Annotated in this window: 14 protein-coding genes and 1 pseudogene; 9 read left to right on the forward strand and 6 right to left on the reverse strand. The window is 74.4% G+C overall.

The window, feature by feature from the left end:
- A pseudogene (locus AB0K37_RS35820) lies at positions 1 to 409 on the reverse strand (hypothetical protein); the annotation flags it as partial.
- A 121-nt stretch (positions 410 to 530) separates the two neighbouring features.
- Here AB0K37_RS35820 and AB0K37_RS35825 point away from each other — a divergent pair.
- Positions 531 to 1,160 (forward strand): RNA polymerase sigma factor, encoded by a 630-nt coding sequence (locus tag AB0K37_RS35825; protein WP_363988856.1) that lies wholly within the window; start codon positions 531 to 533, stop codon positions 1,158 to 1,160.
- Positions 1,157 to 1,858, forward strand: a complete 702-nt coding sequence (locus AB0K37_RS35830) for a hypothetical protein (protein WP_363988859.1) — start codon at positions 1,157 to 1,159, stop codon at positions 1,856 to 1,858. Before AB0K37_RS35825 ends, AB0K37_RS35830 begins: the two co-directional genes overlap by 4 nt.
- Before the next feature lie 7 nt (positions 1,859 to 1,865).
- Here AB0K37_RS35830 and AB0K37_RS35835 read toward each other — a convergent pair whose 3' ends face one another.
- Positions 1,866 to 2,669, reverse strand: coding sequence for a transporter substrate-binding domain-containing protein (locus AB0K37_RS35835; protein WP_363988862.1), 804 nt, complete (start codon positions 2,667 to 2,669; stop codon positions 1,866 to 1,868).
- Between the two features lie 222 nt (positions 2,670 to 2,891).
- Between AB0K37_RS35835 and AB0K37_RS35840 the strand changes: the two genes are divergently transcribed.
- Positions 2,892 to 3,452, forward strand: coding sequence for a dihydrofolate reductase family protein (locus tag AB0K37_RS35840; protein WP_363988865.1), 561 nt, complete (start codon positions 2,892 to 2,894; stop codon positions 3,450 to 3,452).
- Positions 3,453 to 3,513: 61 nt separating this feature from the next.
- On the opposite strand, the gene AB0K37_RS35845 is transcribed toward AB0K37_RS35840, so the two are convergent.
- Together AB0K37_RS35845 and AB0K37_RS35850 are read right to left on the reverse strand one after the other, a co-directional pair.
- Complete coding sequence (locus AB0K37_RS35845) at positions 3,514 to 3,924, reverse strand: phosphoribosyl-AMP cyclohydrolase (protein ID WP_363988867.1); 411 nt, start codon at positions 3,922 to 3,924, stop codon at positions 3,514 to 3,516.
- Positions 3,925 to 3,969: 45 nt separating this feature from the next.
- Complete coding sequence (locus AB0K37_RS35850) at positions 3,970 to 4,752, reverse strand: helix-turn-helix transcriptional regulator (protein ID WP_363988870.1); 783 nt, start codon at positions 4,750 to 4,752, stop codon at positions 3,970 to 3,972.
- Between the two features lie 87 nt (positions 4,753 to 4,839).
- On the opposite strand from AB0K37_RS35850, the gene AB0K37_RS35855 reads away from it, so the two are divergent.
- The gene (locus tag AB0K37_RS35855; RefSeq protein ID WP_363988872.1) at positions 4,840 to 5,268 is read left to right on the forward strand and encodes a hypothetical protein; all 429 of its coding nucleotides are present in this window, start codon (positions 4,840 to 4,842) and stop codon (positions 5,266 to 5,268) included.
- 25 nt (positions 5,269 to 5,293) lie between these two features.
- Here AB0K37_RS35855 and AB0K37_RS35860 read toward each other — a convergent pair whose 3' ends face one another.
- On the reverse strand, positions 5,294 to 5,665 hold the full coding sequence (locus AB0K37_RS35860) for a hypothetical protein (protein WP_363988874.1): 372 nt from the start codon (positions 5,663 to 5,665) through the stop codon (positions 5,294 to 5,296).
- 63 nt (positions 5,666 to 5,728) lie between these two features.
- On the reverse strand, positions 5,729 to 6,307 hold the full coding sequence (locus AB0K37_RS35865; protein WP_363988876.1) for a TetR/AcrR family transcriptional regulator: 579 nt from the start codon (positions 6,305 to 6,307) through the stop codon (positions 5,729 to 5,731).
- Between the two features lie 80 nt (positions 6,308 to 6,387).
- On the opposite strand from AB0K37_RS35865, the gene AB0K37_RS35870 reads away from it, so the two are divergent.
- The 5 genes from AB0K37_RS35870 (at position 6,388) to AB0K37_RS35890 (ending at position 11,447) form a co-directional block, all read left to right on the forward strand.
- Positions 6,388 to 7,797: an MFS transporter gene (locus tag AB0K37_RS35870; RefSeq protein ID WP_363988879.1), complete on the forward strand. Its 1,410-nt coding sequence runs from the start codon at positions 6,388 to 6,390 to the stop codon at positions 7,795 to 7,797.
- Between the two features lie 81 nt (positions 7,798 to 7,878).
- Positions 7,879 to 8,901, forward strand: coding sequence for an NADP-dependent oxidoreductase (locus AB0K37_RS35875; RefSeq protein ID WP_363988882.1), 1,023 nt, complete (start codon positions 7,879 to 7,881; stop codon positions 8,899 to 8,901).
- A gap of 19 nt (positions 8,902 to 8,920) precedes the next feature.
- On the forward strand, positions 8,921 to 9,295 hold the full coding sequence (locus AB0K37_RS35880) for a MerR family transcriptional regulator (RefSeq protein ID WP_363988884.1): 375 nt from the start codon (positions 8,921 to 8,923) through the stop codon (positions 9,293 to 9,295).
- A gap of 90 nt (positions 9,296 to 9,385) precedes the next feature.
- Positions 9,386 to 9,958, forward strand: a complete 573-nt coding sequence (locus tag AB0K37_RS35885; protein ID WP_363988886.1) for an NAD(P)H-dependent oxidoreductase — start codon at positions 9,386 to 9,388, stop codon at positions 9,956 to 9,958.
- 1 nt (position 9,959) lies between these two features.
- On the forward strand, positions 9,960 to 11,447 hold the full coding sequence (locus AB0K37_RS35890; RefSeq protein ID WP_363988889.1) for a DHA2 family efflux MFS transporter permease subunit: 1,488 nt from the start codon (positions 9,960 to 9,962) through the stop codon (positions 11,445 to 11,447).
- Positions 11,448 to 11,518 lie beyond the last annotated feature (71 nt).

Below are 11,518 nucleotides of genomic sequence, written 5' to 3' on the forward strand. Positions count from 1 at the left end.
CCCCGGGCCCGGCGGGCACCGCCGGCGAACGCGGGGACTGGGCGCCCGGCCCGGTGGGCAGGGGCCGCGCGGACGGGGCCCGCTCACCCGCCTTCGCGGGGACGCTCGGGCGGTTCACCTTCGCCCTCGGCTGGGCGGACGGCTCGCTCCACGGCGTCAGCGGAACGTCGGCGCCCGTGGTCAGGCCGAGGCCGAGCGCGCCCAGGAACACCAGCAGCACCGCGCCGACGAGCAGGCCCAGCCGGCGTCCGAGCCGCGCCCGCCACCCGGTCGCGTCGACGAAGACGGGCGCCGCCTCGGCCTCTTCCAGCGGAACGGGTTCCGCGAGAGGCCGGGCCGGCGGGGGAGCGACCGGCGCTATGCCGGTGACAAGGAGTTCGTCCCGGTCGTGCGAGGCGTTGCCGATCATCTTCGTCCGTCATCTCGTGCGAGGGCGGCCGGGGCGGCCGGGCGGGAGGGGTTTTCACTCCATCAGCGCGAACCCGCGCGTACGTGTCACACCACAACGGGAATGCCTGCACAATGGCGCGGTGGACGAGGACGAGCTCGGCCGGGCGCTGCGGGCGGCGCAGGGCGGCGACGAGGAGTCCTTCCGCATGCTCTACCGCGACGTGCAGCCCCGCCTGATCCGTTTCGCCGGGGCCATCGTCGGCGCGGACGCGGAGGACGTGACGTCGGAGGCGTGGCTGCAGATCGCCCGTGACCTCCCGACGTTCCGCGGCGACCTCGACGGCTTCCGCGGCTGGACCGCGACGATCACCCGGCACCGGGCGCTGGACCATCTGCGCCGCAAGTCCCGCCGCCCCGGCTCCGACCTCCCGGTCGAGGAGCTGGTCGCGATGGCCGCCGATGCCGACACCGAGCTGGACGCCATCGACGGCATCGCCACCGAGCGGGCGCTCCGGCTGATCGCCGACCTGCCCCGGGACCAGGCCGAGGCGGTGCTGCTGCGCGTCGTCGTGGGCCTGGACGCCAAGACGGCGGGCAAGGTGCTCGGCAAGCGCGCGGGCGCCGTGCGGACCGCGGCCTACCGGGGTCTGCGGCGGCTCGCCGAGCGGCTGCCGGCGTCCCGCGCGGACGCCGCCGACGGCGCGATGGGCTCCCTCCCCCTCGTCCGGGGTGACAGAAGCGGCGGCAGCGGCGCTGAAGGGGTGATATGAGCGACGACACCGAGCCCGGACGGCTGGACCCGCGCGTCGCCGAGCGGCTGCTCGACGGCGCCGGCGGCCATGCCGAGCTGCGCGAACTGCTCGCGGCGGCCTCCGCGCCGGCCCGCCCCGGCGAGCTCGCGGGAGAGGACGCCGCCGTCGCCGCCTTCCTGGCCGCCCCCCGGCCGGCCCGCCGGTCCCGGGCCGCGGTCCTGCGCCGGTTTCTGACCGCCAAGGTCATCGCGGTGGTGGGCGGCTCGATCCTGCTGTCCGGCGGCGTGGCCTTCGCGACCGGGAACTTCCCCGGTCAGGACGCGGCGCCCGGGCCCTCGTCGACGCCTCACGAGCGCAAGTCCCGCGAGCAGGGCGGCGGCCCCGGGTCCCGCCCCTCGCAACGTTCCGGCGCCGAGCCCTCGCCCGGCCCGTCCCGGGGGCAGGGCAAGGCCGAGGGCGAGGGCGAGCACGGCAAGACGTCCGCGCCGGGTCTGGGGAAGAAGACCACGGGCCCGAAGGCGAAGCCGACGCCTTCGCACGGTCCGGGGAACAACAACGGCACGATCCGGCCGACCCCTCCGAGCAGAACGAGCAATCCGAACAAGAAGAACGGCACAGGGACCGGGGGCACTGTCGACACCCCGCAGAACGGCCCCCAGGGCGGTGGCTCCCGGACCGACGCCCCCCTCGTCGGCGGCGGCACCGGCGGCCGGTGACCGGCGGTCAGAGGCAGCCCTCGAACTGAGGCACCCGCACGTCCGACAGGTCCAGGCCTGACGAGCCGAACCACTTGCGCATGAACGCCGCCATCGTCCCGTCCTGGTAGATCTGAGTGATGGCCCTGTTGAGCGCCTCGCAGCCGTCGGGGTCGCCCCGCCGGACGGCGATGCCCGTCCGGCGCTCGCCGAACCGGGCGTTCAGCAGCCGGAACCCGGCGCCCCTCCGCGCCTTCAGCCCGGCCAGGATGGTGTCGTTCGTGGTGATGGCGTCGATGCGGCCGTCCGCCAGCATGCCCATGCACTCGTCGTAGGAGCGCGCGGCCACCGGCACGGCCGGCACCTGCCGCTCGACCGTCACCGCCTCGGCCGCGCCCGATCCGGTGACGGCGCAGATCCGGTGCCCTTTCAGGTCGCGGACGCCGTGCACGCCGCGCTCGCCGTCGCGGACCAGGATGTCCTGGTACGACAGCAGGTACGGGCCCGCGAACGCGAGCCGCTGCTTCCATTCGGGCTCGATCCAGAACGTCAGGACCATGTCGACGTCCCCTTCGCGGAGCAGCCGTTCCCGGTCCCGCGCCAGCGCCGGGACGAAGCGGACCTTCTTTCCCATCCGCGCGGCGAGGTAGCGGGACACGTCCACGTCCAGGCCCTCGAACGCGCCGTCCGGGCGGCGGAACCCGATGCCCGGAAGGTCCGGCCGCACGCCCGCGACCAGCGTCTCCCCGCCGAGGATGGACGCCGAATCGCGTCCGGCGCACCCGCCGGGCAGGAGGAGCGCCGCCAGCGCCGCCGCGATCGGTCGCCGCATCCTCCACCTCCGCCCACGGCCCTGGCCGGTCGAGCAGGGCGCACCCGTCATCAAGGTGGCAGGCGGCCGGACGTCCCTCCACCCGGTGACCGCATGCGGTCCCCCGGCCGCCGCCCGCGGCCAGGGCCTTTCCGAGGCGCCGTAAACATCCCGTAAACGGTGTCCGCGAAGCTACGAGCACAGGAAACGACGACTGCGAACCGCGGGCCCGAGGGGAAGATCATGCGTAAGTTCAAGCTTCAGGTGCAGGTCAGCGCGGACGGCTACATGGCCGGCCCGAACGGCGAGATGGACTGGATGAGGTTCCCGTGGACCGACGACATCAGCCGGTACATCGACGCGCTGATGCGGCCGGTCGACTGCATCGTGCTGGGCCGCAGGCTCGCCGAGGGGTTCATCCCGGCCTGGGAGTCGGGGCCGGAGCACGAGACCCAGGAGTCCATCGACCAGATGAACGACACGCCCAAGGTCGTCATCTCCGACAGCCTCACCGAGTCGCCCTGGAAGAACGCCGAGATCGCGGGTGGCGACCTCACCGAGATCGTGAACGGGCTGAAGGCCCGTCCCGGCGGCGACCTGATCGCCTACGGGGGCGGCACGCTGGTCCGGGACCTGATCGGCCGGGGCCTGCTCGACGACCTCTACCTGTTCGTCAACCCCACCGCGATCGGCGCGGGCATGCCGGTGTTCCCGGAGGGCGGCTACCAGCGGCTCGACCTCGTGGAGTCGCGGCTGTTCGACTGCGGCATCGCCGTCATGCACTACACGCCGAAGCGCGCCTGACCGGCGGCGCGGACCGTCCGGCCCCCGGCGGGCGCCGGGGGCCGGACGCCCGGCGGCCCGGTCACTGCAGGAGGTGGCGCAGCTCCCCGCCGTCGCCGACGGAGCGGTAGTAGCAGGTGGGGCGGGCCTCCCCGGACGGAAGGTTCGTGTGGCAGGCGCCGCCGGTGGTGCGGTTGACGAGGTAGAGCAGGGAGTTCTGCTCGCAGTTGACGCGGACGTCCACCAGTTCGAGGACGTCGCCCGAGGTCGCGCCCTTGCGCCACAGCTCGTTGCGGGACGTCGACCACAGTACGGCGATCCGCTCTTCCAGCGTGGCCTTGAGGGCCTGGTCGTTCGCGTATCCGATGAACAGGACGTCCCCGCTGCCCGCGTCCTGGAGGACCACCGGGACGACCCGCGCCCCGGTGGCGGCGACGCCCGCCAGCTTGTCGAAGTCCAGGGTGAGCCGGGTGCCTTCTTCGAGTTCGTTCACCCCGCCATCCTGCCCGCCCGCGGCGCCGGTCGTCGCACTGACACGTCACCCCCGCTGACGGAGGAGGGCCGCCGTGGCCTCGTCGGCGGGCAGGAACGCTTCGAGGCGAAGCTCGGAGAGCGTGACGTCCACGGCGGTCGCGAACGAGGTCAGCGTGGTGATCAGGCGCAGTTCGCCACCGGGGACCCGCAGCCGGAGCGGGACGGCGAACCCGAGGTGCTCGCCCGGCGACTCCACCGGGGGCAGGTAGCCGTCCAGCTCGTCGATGAGCTCCGACAGGCCCGGATCGGGAGCCTGCCGCGCCTGGTCGCGGAGGCTGCCGGTGATGTGCCGGCCCCATTCGGCGAGGTTCTCGACGCGGCGGGCCATCCCGTCCGGGTGCAGGGCGAGGCGGAGCACGTTGACCGGCGGTTCCAGCAGGGCGGGCGCGGCGCCGTCGGTGAGGACGCCGAGCGCCGGGTTGGCGGCGACGAGTTCGCCGTGCGGCCGGACGACGACCGCCGGGTAGGGCATGTGCCCGGCGAGGATGCGGTCGAGGGCCTCGCGCACCGGGCCGAGTTCGGGGGCGTCCAGGCGCGACTCGGTGTAGACCGGCGCGTATCCGGCGGAGAGCAGGAGCCCGTTGCGCTCCCGCAGCGGCAGTTCCAGGGACTCGGCGAGCCGCACCACCATGGCGCGGCCCGGCCGTGAGCGTCCCTGTTCGAGAAAGCTCAGATGACGCTGGGTCGTGTCGGCCCTGATGGCCAGTTCGAGCTGGCTGAGGCGCCGCCGCGCCCGCCAGCCGCGCAGGTCGCGTGCGAACTGCCCGGGCTCCGCCACCACTGTCATGCCCCCATTCCACACCGGATGCGCGCGACTCCTCCATTCCCTGGAGGGAATCGCGGAGTCGCACCCGCTGCTCACAGACTGCTGGACATGCCGATCGATGTGAAGCAGATTGCCGACCGATACCTGGCCCAGTGGAACGAGCCCGACCCCGCGGCGCGGAGCGCGCTGATCCGCGATCTGTGGGCACCTGATGCGCTCCACGTGCTGGTCAACCCGCCCGAGGCGGTCCGGGACGCCGCCGCGGCGCTCGCCGTGCCCCCGCCGCCCCTGGAGGTCCACGGCCACCGCGCCCTGGACGCCCGGGTCACCAGGGCCTACGAGATGTTCGTCGCGCCGGGCGAGCATGTCTTCGAGATCGCCGAGGAGTCCTCCGTCCTGCTGCCGCACGTGGTCGCGGTCCGCTGGTCGATGGTGACCGTGGACGGCGGCGAGGCCGTCGGCGGCGGGCTGGACGTCCTCTACCTGGACGAGGACGGCCGCATCCGCACAGACCACCAGTTCGTCGGGACGCGGTGACGCGCCGCGCGGGGAGGGGCGGTCGTCAGGACGGTCGCCCCTCCGCGCGCAGGGCGAGGGCGCCGAGGGCCGCGTAGCCACCGGTGATCGCCGCCAGACCGGCCGCCGCCCGGCGCGGCACGTCGCCGCGGACGACGTGGACGACCCCGGCCGCGGTGTCGCAGACGTCCACCATCAGGCAGAGCCTCCGCCAGCGCCGCCGCGCCTCCGGGTCGCTCAGCAGGTAGCCGAGGCCGAGGGCGACCGCCCTGCTGCCGAAGATCCGGATCATGTACCTGAGCTCGGGGCCGTCGCGGTCGCCGATGCCCGCCAGCCGCACGTTGAGGCCGGGCGCGGCCAGCGCCAGCGCTCCCCAGGCCACGCGGCCGCCCGCCGCCATCTCCAGTGCTCGTTCCATGCCGCGACCCTCCCATCACGCGGCGCCACGAGCCGATTACCCCGGAGGTAAAGGGGCGAGCGGTCAGCCGGCCAGGATCGACCGCACCGTCGCGGCCACGACACGGCCCGTCTCCTCCGCGTCCAGGCGCTCGGCGCGGGTCTCCTCGGCGGCGCCGTGCAGGACGTACTGCACGACGCCGACGAGCCAGGTGATCGGCAGGTCGGTGCGGAACACCCCTTCCTCCTGGCCCCGGCGGATGATGGCCTCGACGCGTTCCGCCGGATCGGCGTGAAGTTCGCGGACGCGTCCCGCCGGAAGGGCCTCCTGCGCCGCGGCCAGCAGCGCCCTCGACTCGGCCACGAGGGACCAGCTGGACTCCACCAGCCGTGCGAGCGCCTCCCGCGGGTCGCCGGACAGGTCGACGTCCGACAGCACCGCGTCCCCCGCGCGCAGGGCGTCGACCAGGGCGGCCTCCACCAGTTCGGCCCGGTTGCGGAAGTGGCCGTAGAGCGTCATCCGCCCGACACCGGCCGCCTTGGCGATGTCGTCGGTGCTCGCGCCCGGGTCCGTGCTCAGGCATTCGCGCGCCGCGGACACGATGCGGGCGATGTTGCGCTCGGCGTCGGCGCGCCGGCGCCGGCCGGTGGTGGCGGAGGGCATGGCCGCATCTTAACTCGTATGCCACAGTACGCGTTATTCTGCTATATCTCGTATGACGCTGTACGAGTTAAGGAGTTGTCATGGCAGAAGACGTTCACCCCCCGGCCGCGCGGCCCCATCCGCTGCGCTGGCGCGTCCTGGGATTCCTCGGCGTGGCCCAGCTGATGCTGATCCTCGACGTGACGGTCGTCGCGATCGCGCTGCCGCACATGGAGGCCGACCTGGACCTGAGCCGCCAGGCCGTGACCTGGACGGTCAGCGCCTACACCCTGGCGTTCGGCGGCCTCATGCTGCTCGGAGGGCGGGCCGCCGACCTGTTCGGGGCCAGGCGCGTCGTCCTGGCCGGGCTGCTGGTCTTCACGGCCGCGTCGCTGGTCACCGGCCTGGCCGGGTCGTCCGCCATGCTGCTGGGCGGGCGCGTGGCCCAGGGCGTGGGGGCGGCGATGCTGTCGCCGTCGGCCCTCTCCCTCGTCGTCACCCTGTTCCAGGACGACGAGCGGAACAAGGCGCTCGGCGTCTGGTCCGCGCTGGGCGGCGGCGGCGCCGCCCTCGGCGTCCTGCTGGGAGGAGCGCTGACCGCCGGTCCCGGCTGGCCCTGGGTGTTCTTCGTCAACGTCCCCATCGGGCTGGTGATCTTCGCCGCGCTCGCCCGGATGCTGCCGCGCCACCGGTCGGCCGCGCCCCTCCCCCGCCTCGACGTCCTCGGCGCGCTGCTCGTCACCGCCTCGTCCGGCGCACTGATCTACGCGTTCATCCGCGCCGGGGACGACGGCTGGCTCAGCCTCGGCACCGGGTGGCCGGCGCTGCTCGCCGTGCTCGGCTACCTCGCGTTCGCCGCCAGGCAGAAGACCGCCCGCTCGCCCATGATGGACGTCTCGCTGCTGGCGCGCCGCCCGGTCGCCACCGGCACGTTCCTGATCGTGATGGCGACGGCGCTGATGATCGCGATGTTCTTCCTCGGCACGTTCTACTTCCAGCACGCCCGGGACTACGGCGCGCTGCGCACCGGCCTGCTGTTCCTCCCCATCGCGGTCGCGACGATGACCGGCGCCAACCTCACCGGCCGGTTGATCGCCGCGGCGGGTCCGCGGCGGCTCGCCGTGGCCGGGCTCGTCACCACCGCGGCGGGCATGGCCCTCCCCGCCGTCTCCCTGCATCCCGCGACCGTCGTGGCCGGCACCGCCGTCGCGGGCGCCGGGACGGGCGCGATGTTCGTCGTCGCCTCAGCGACGGCCCTCGGCCAGGTGGCGCCGCACGAGGCGGGCATCGCGTCCGGGATCGTCAGCACGTTCCACGAGTTCGGGGCCTCGGTCGGGGCCGCCGTCATCTCCAGCGTCGCGGCCGCGAGCCTCACCGGCGACACCCTCGACGGCTTCACGGACGGCTTCGTCCTCGCCGCCGTCAGCGCCGCCGTGGCGACCCTCGCGGCCGCCGTCCTGACCCCGGCCCGCCCGCGCCGCGTCGCCGAGCCGGGACCGGTGGACGCTTGACCCTGACGCGCGGGTCAAGGGTTAGCTTCTTGGCCCGCGTCCGGGACTGAGCCCGGACTCCAGGCCCTGAGGAGTGTCCCGATGCCGTCTTCGCCCCGTACCTCGCGCGTGGTCCATCTCGCCGCCGTTCCCGACGGCCTGCCGCGGCCGGAGCATTTCAGCGTCGTGGACGTCCCCGTGCCGGCGCCGGGCGACGGGGAGGTGCTGGTCCGCAACCGCTGGTTCCTGGTCTTCCCGGCACTGCGGACCCTGATCGGCGGCGGCGTGAAGGGCACCCCCTTCCCGCCGCTGCGGCCGGGCGACCCCCTGTTCGGGGCTGCGATCGGCGAGGTCGTCTCGGCGCCCGGCGACACCGGGCTCCGTCCCGGCGACCTGGTCCGGCACTGGCTGGGCTGGCGCGAGCACGCCGTCGTGCCCGCCGACCAGTGCACGCCGCTGGACGGGACCCTGCCCGATCCGGTCGCGCACCTCGGCCAGGCGGACGTCGCGTACACGGCGCTGACCCGGGACGCCCGCGTCCGTCCCGGCGACACCGTGTTCGTCTCCGGCGCCGCGGGCGGGGTCGGCTCGCTGGCCGGCCAGATCGCCCGCCTGCTCGGCGCGGGCCGGGTGATCGGCAGCACGGGTTCGCCGGGCAAGGCCGGCCGCCTGGTGTCCGAACTGGGGTACGACGCCGCCGTGATCCGGGGCGGGCGGCCCATCGCCGAGCAGCTGGCGGAGGCCGCCCCCGACGGGATCGACGTCCTCGTGGACAACGTCGGCGGCGAGCAGCTCCAGGCCGCGATCACCGCCGCCGGGCCCGGTGCGCGGTTCGTCCTCGTCGGGACGCTGGCCGGGCAGCTCGCGCCGGACCGCGCCGGCACCACGGCGCCGGTCGAGGTCGACACGTTCCAGCTCATCGCCAAGCGCATCGAGATGCGCGGTTTCGGCGGGCTGGACGACGCCGGGGAGCGCCCGGAGTGGGCCGAGCGCTTCGGCGCCTGGCTGCGCTCCGGCGACATCACCTTTCCGCACGTGCGCGTCGCGGGCATCGAGAACGCCCCGCGGGCGTTGCACGAACTGATCAGCGGACGGCACCTGGGAGCCGTCATCGTCGAGCTGTGACGTCCTGAGAGGAGACCACATGCGGATCGGCGACGCCGCCGCGGCGGCGGGAACGACCCCGCGGGCCCTGCGGTTCTACGAGCAGCGCGGCCTCCTGCCGCCGCCGTCCCGCACCTCCGGCGGGCAGCGCCGGTACGGACCCCGCGAGGTGGCCCGGGTGCTGACCATCCGCCGCCTGCTGTCCCTCGGGCTGACCGTCGAGGACATCCGCGGCTGCGCCGACCGGCTCGACCTCCTGGACGGCGACGCGCTCCCGCCCTACGGCGGCCCCGGCTGCACGCGCAGCGCCGGGGTCGCCCGCCGCCGCCTCGCCGCCCTCGACGCCGAGATCGCCCGGCTGACGGAGCTGCGCGACGCGCTCGCCGCCCGGATCGGCGAGCCCGCGGACAGGTAGGGCGCCCAGTCATCTGACAGATGAGCCGCCGGCGGCGGTCTCCGTAGCTTCGATCGCGTCACCATGCCGCGCCTTCGAGGGAGAGACCATATGACCAAGGAACCGCTGCGCGTCGCGATCATCATCGGGAGCACGCGCGAGGGACGGTTCGGGCCGACCGTGGGGACCTGGTTCGCCGAGCGGGCCCGGGAGCGCGACGACCTGACCGTCGACGTGGTCGACGTCGCGGACGAGCCGCCGCCCGCCGCGCTCGGGGCGCCGACGTCCGAGGGGTTCGCGCGCGTGACCCGGACGCTGCACGAGGCCGACGCCTACGTCGTGGTGACCTGCGAGTACAACCACAGCTTCCCCGGCACGCTGAAGAACCTGATCGACACCCACTTCCACGAGTGGCGGGCCAAGCCCGTCGCGTTCGTCTCGTACGGCGGACTGGCCGGCGGGCTGCGGTCCGTCGAGCACCTCCGGGGCGTCTTCGCCGAACTGCACGCCGTGACCGTCCGCGACACCGTCAGCTTCCACCACCCGTGGAACTGGTTCGGCGACGACGGCCGGCCGAACGACCCCGAGGGGGCGTCCGCGGCGGCCAAGGGGATGCTCGACCAGCTCGCCTGGTGGGGGCACGCGCTGCGCGACGCACGGGCCGTCCGCCCGTACGGGGGCTGAGGTGACCGTGACGGCCGAGGCCCCGCCGCGGGGCCGGACGGCGCCGGACCCGATGGCGGTCGTGCTGGTGCTCGTCCTCGGCTCCATCATGATCACGCTGGACACCACGGTCGTGAACGTCGCCGTCGACCGGCTGTCGCAGGAGTTCCGCGCGCCGCTCGGCACGATCCAGTGGGTGGCGACCGGGTACTCGCTCGCGCTCGGCGCCGTGATCCCGTCCAGCGCCTGGGCGGTCGGGCGGTTCGGCGCCCGCCGGCTGTACCTGGGCGCGATCGCGGCGTTCGGGGCCGGGTCGCTGCTCGCCGGGCTGGCGTGGAACATCGAGTCGCTGATCGCGTTCCGGGTCGTGCAGGGGTTCAGCGGCGGGCTGGTGATGCCGGTCGGCATGACGATCCTGCTGCGCGCCGCCGGGCCCGAGCGGCTCGGCCGGCTGATGAGCACCCTCGGCCTCGCGATCCTCGTCGGGCCGCTCGCCGGGCCCGTCCTCGGCGGCTGGCTGATCGACGAGGTGTCGTGGCGGTGGATGTTCTTCGTGAACCTGCCCGTCGCGGCGGCCGTGGTGGCGCTGGCCTCGCGGTTCTTCCCGCGCGACGCCCCGGCGGAGGCGACCCCGCTGGACGTCCCCGGCCTGCTGACACTCTCGCCTGGCATCGCCGCCGTGCTGTACGGCGTGACGACGGGCGGCGACCGCGGCGCGTTCGGCTCGCCCGCGGTCGTGGCGCCGATGGCCGCGGGCGGGGTGCTGATCGCCGCGTTCGCCGTCCGGGCGCTGACGGCCCGGCATCCGCTGATCGACCTGCGCGGCTTCCGGGACCGGACGTTCGCCGCCGCGACCGGCACGCTGACCCTGTTCTCGTTCGGCTACTTCGGCTCGATGCTGCTGCTCCCGCTGTACCTGCAGGTCGTCCGGGGCGAGAGCGCGACGATGGCGGGGGTGCTCGGCATCCCGTTCGCGCTCGGTTCCGGGACGGCGATGCAGGTCGCGGGCCGGATCGCCGACCGGGTGCCGCCCGGGCGGCTGGTCCCCGTGTCGGTCGCGACGGCGCTCGCCGGATTCGCCCTGTTCACCGCCCAGCTCGACGCGGACGCGCCCTACTGGGGGCTGTGCGCCACGATGCTGCTGATGGGCGCGGGCGGCGGCGCGACGATGATGCCCGCGATGACGGCGGCGACCCGCGGCCTGGCCCGCGACCGGGCCCCGGCGGCGAGCGCGACGGTCAACCTGGTCAACACGATGTCGGGCGCGATCGGGATGGCGACGGCGTCGGTCGTGCTGTCGTCGCTGATGAGCGGCCTGGTGCCGGGCGGGCGGGGTGGCGCGCTCCAGGCCGTCCACGGGCTCGGCCCGGACGGGCGCCGGGCGGTCGCCGAGCCGCTGGCGGACGCGTTCCAGCACACCTACCTGCTCGCGGCCGGCATGCTGGCCCTCGCCCTCGTCCCGGCGCTGCTGCTGCCGCGCCGCCCCGCCCGTCGTCCTGATCGCCGGTGAGGCGACCCCCGCCCAGGAGGCCAACGACCTCGGCTGGATCTTTCTCGCCTTCGCAATCTTCAATACCTACA

The organism is Actinomadura sp. NPDC049753, assembly GCF_040674655.1.
Classification (GTDB): Bacteria; Actinomycetota; Actinomycetes; order Streptosporangiales; family Streptosporangiaceae; genus Spirillospora; species Spirillospora verrucosospora.

What these genes read in the sequence shown, in the direction of transcription:
- AB0K37_RS35830 (WP_363988859.1), top strand. Translation starts at nt 1,157, where the DNA reads ATGAGCGACGACACCGAGCCCGGACGGCTGGACCCGCGCGTCGCCGAG.
- AB0K37_RS35835 (WP_363988862.1), bottom strand. Translation starts at nt 2,669, where the DNA reads ATGCGGCGACCGATCGCGGCGGCGCTGGCGGCGCTCCTCCTGCCCGGC.
- AB0K37_RS35840 (WP_363988865.1), top strand. Translation starts at nt 2,892, where the DNA reads ATGCGTAAGTTCAAGCTTCAGGTGCAGGTCAGCGCGGACGGCTACATG.
- AB0K37_RS35850 (WP_363988870.1), bottom strand. Translation starts at nt 4,752, where the DNA reads ATGACAGTGGTGGCGGAGCCCGGGCAGTTCGCACGCGACCTGCGCGGC.
- AB0K37_RS35855 (WP_363988872.1), top strand. Translation starts at nt 4,840, where the DNA reads ATGCCGATCGATGTGAAGCAGATTGCCGACCGATACCTGGCCCAGTGG.
- AB0K37_RS35860 (WP_363988874.1), bottom strand. Translation starts at nt 5,665, where the DNA reads ATGGAACGAGCACTGGAGATGGCGGCGGGCGGCCGCGTGGCCTGGGGA.
- AB0K37_RS35865 (WP_363988876.1), bottom strand. Translation starts at nt 6,307, where the DNA reads ATGCCCTCCGCCACCACCGGCCGGCGCCGGCGCGCCGACGCCGAGCGC.
- AB0K37_RS35870 (WP_363988879.1), top strand. Translation starts at nt 6,388, where the DNA reads ATGGCAGAAGACGTTCACCCCCCGGCCGCGCGGCCCCATCCGCTGCGC.
- AB0K37_RS35875 (WP_363988882.1), top strand. Translation starts at nt 7,879, where the DNA reads ATGCCGTCTTCGCCCCGTACCTCGCGCGTGGTCCATCTCGCCGCCGTT.
- AB0K37_RS35880 (WP_363988884.1), top strand. Translation starts at nt 8,921, where the DNA reads ATGCGGATCGGCGACGCCGCCGCGGCGGCGGGAACGACCCCGCGGGCC.
- AB0K37_RS35885 (WP_363988886.1), top strand. Translation starts at nt 9,386, where the DNA reads ATGACCAAGGAACCGCTGCGCGTCGCGATCATCATCGGGAGCACGCGC.